Annotated in this window: 2 protein-coding genes; both read right to left on the bottom strand. The window is 52.1% G+C overall.

What is annotated here, in order from left to right; genetic code table 11:
* Nucleotides 1–153: 153 nt before the first annotated feature.
* A complete protein-coding gene (locus PSV38_RS13235) occupies nucleotides 154–600 on the bottom strand; it encodes a hypothetical protein (protein WP_300548137.1) in 447 nt (148 codons plus the stop codon).
* A gap of 154 nt (nucleotides 601–754) precedes the next feature.
* Entirely contained in the window at nucleotides 755–1552 is a 798-nt protein-coding gene (locus PSV38_RS13230; RefSeq protein ID WP_300548135.1) for a tetratricopeptide repeat protein, read from the bottom strand.
* Nucleotides 1553–2585 lie beyond the last annotated feature (1033 nt).

The following is a 2585-nucleotide window of genomic DNA, read 5'->3' as shown; positions in this document are numbered from 1 at the left end:
GTGATGAAGGGCACGTGAGTTGACATGTCGGTTCCTTCAAAAATAGCCTAACGCCACAGGTAAGCCGCACCGGAGCGCGAAGCGCGCAGGGAACCCACAAGTGAAACTTGTGGGTGTCGGCTTGACCGAAAAGTTAGGCTGGTGCCAGATGCACTACGGTGGCGTGTGGGTCGATGTGATTGCATTTTGCTTTGCTAGATTATTGCGGCGATGCTTTTGCATTGAATGAAATGCGGAGAAAGCAAACACTGATGCGATGGCAGCAAAAGCCCAACTTATGGCCACGTGCCCTTGCCATTGGATGGGACCAAAAAGGGCGAAAGATGACCCGGCCGAAAAGGTGATGCTTAGAGCAACTGCGAGAGAGGGATTGATAGGAAGTGACAAAATGCGGCGATGAAACAGCCAAAGTATTGGATAGATGCTTGCAAGGCAGATTGCTTCCAGCCCGAACCACGCAACGACTTGCCAAACCATTGCGCTGAAGGCGAGGCCGGAATGGCCAGAAAGCACGGACCAAACCGGCACAAACAGGATGTTCAGTGTTGGCGGCACAAGGGGCGCGAGTAGATAGCCGCGATGATCTAGTTTTTCAGGCATGGTGGATCTACTCGGAATAGCAAAGTTGATAGCGCAGCCAAAAGCCTAACGCCAAGGTTAACCGGCAAAAATGCGGAGCATTTTTGTCCGCGTTGAACCTACGGTTAGGCTGGTGGCAAATGCTCGATTGACTAGGTATGTCATGGCCTTGATGCTACCGGAGCATGTTGGCCAGTGTTTTCTTTGCCATGAGTTCAACATCGACTGGTGCATGAGGATCTAGCGCAAGGGTGCCCAAGATGCTGACTGCGTCTTCTCGTTTTCCTTGCTGATGCAGAACGATGGCTTTATTGACGAGCAGGTACCCCTTTGTTTCCTCGTCCGGTCTTGCTGCTAGCCCCTTGTTCAGCGCACTAAGCCGAAGCTGTGGATCATCTTCGAATTGAGCTCGTTCCTTCCAGCCTGGAGCAAAGTTGGGAATGCGTTCGGTTAAGGCTGCCACGAACTGCCGCTTTTGGCTTTCGTCGTTCACCCATTCCAAAGATACATACCGGAGGTAAGTGCCCTTGGGTAGATCGCCGCGTGATTCGCGCTCCAACGTGTGGACCGCCGTCTTCGTTGTGAAGTAGCCTCTGGGTGCCATTTTGTCAACTCGCTGATAGAGTTGATATGCCTTGCTGTATTGCTCCCCGAGCAAGTATGTGAACGCGGAGTCATAAAGTGGATATGGCCAATCAGGCGCGGCGGCAGATGCTTTTTCGAAGTACTCGATTGCCTTCTTGCTGTCACCTTTCTGCCCTGCAATTCGGCCTAATTCGTGAAGCTTTGATGCCTCCTGCGGAACGCTCTTGTTACCGCGGATTTCCCATTTAACATCTCCTGAAAGGCTGCTCAAGTCTGCTTCTGTCAGCACCCGACCTTGCTTGTCACGGAAGACGATTTGTTCTGCTGCATTGCTGAGGCTTGTGAGGCCAAACATCAGAAGTGCTAGAAATGTTGCTGCGTATTTCATGAAGGCTTTACGAGTAGCAAGGCAATGTGTTTGCGAAGAGCCTAACTCCAAGTTAAGGGGCGCCACGCTTGGCATTTCCGAAGCGGCGCGAGAGCTGTTGGCGTCCCCTTGAACGAAATGTTAGGCTGGGGGCAGATGCTGGGTTGGGCTTATTCACGGTTGCTCTGTTGAGTTGGCTACACAAATTGAGTGCACGCCAAATTTAGGCGTTGGATTGCCGGGCATTACGCTCGAAGGTAAGTAAGCGGCTGAACTCAAACGCAAATAGCCCGAGCATGCCAATGCCAGCAGCTAGCGACAAGTAGAGCCCGACAACAAAGAACTCAGCACCGCTTTCGGTTCGGGTCTTGATGACCGCTCGCATTAGCGGCCCTGCGACCCAACTGAGCACTGATACGACCGCGCCTACATAAAGGCAGAACTTGCCTATTTTTTGTAGGAAGGCAGGAAGTCCAGTGGCTTGAGGCGAGTTAAGCACACCAGGGACACGTGCTACGAGGTAAACGCGATAAAGCCCAAAGACCAGAAAGAACAGGGGTCCGATGAGTGGAATGACGCCAAACCCGGCGCCACCAGTGGCCATACCGACCCACCCAGACCTTGCTAGACCAAATGGCAAGACGGCAGCGAGTAGGACAAGGCAGTATGCAAACTTGAGAGTGGATGACGGCTGTTGGTGCATATGGAGTGGAATAGTTGGATGGCGCCAAAAAGCCTAACTATCGGCTGAGCATTTTCAGAAAGGGCAATATGTACGGCTTCCAGGCCAAGAGCAATGATGCTGCACAGATTGCAACAACAAAAAACCACCAATGAAATCGCTTCTCGGATCTGGAGCATTTTTCGTAGGCTTCCTTATCTCCCATCATCACCATTTCATTTTCCCACTTCTTTGAGTGCCCATAGGATTGATGCAAAATGATACGCGACGCGCGTGTTCGGTACGTGCCGCATCAGCTCTTCGAGCAACGTTTGCGCCTACTTGTCGCGTCCCGTGTGATCATGTACCCATTCGTAGCTGGGCACTATTCCG

This window comes from Aquabacterium sp., assembly GCF_029946005.1.
Classification (GTDB): Bacteria; Pseudomonadota; Gammaproteobacteria; order Burkholderiales; family Burkholderiaceae_C; genus Aquabacterium.
This window is presented reverse-complemented; position numbering and strand designations above follow the sequence as displayed.

What these genes read in the sequence shown, in the direction of transcription:
- PSV38_RS13235 (WP_300548137.1), bottom strand. Translation starts at nt 600, where the DNA reads ATGCCTGAAAAACTAGATCATCGCGGCTATCTACTCGCGCCCCTTGTG.
- PSV38_RS13230 (WP_300548135.1), bottom strand. Translation starts at nt 1,552, where the DNA reads ATGAAATACGCAGCAACATTTCTAGCACTTCTGATGTTTGGCCTCACA.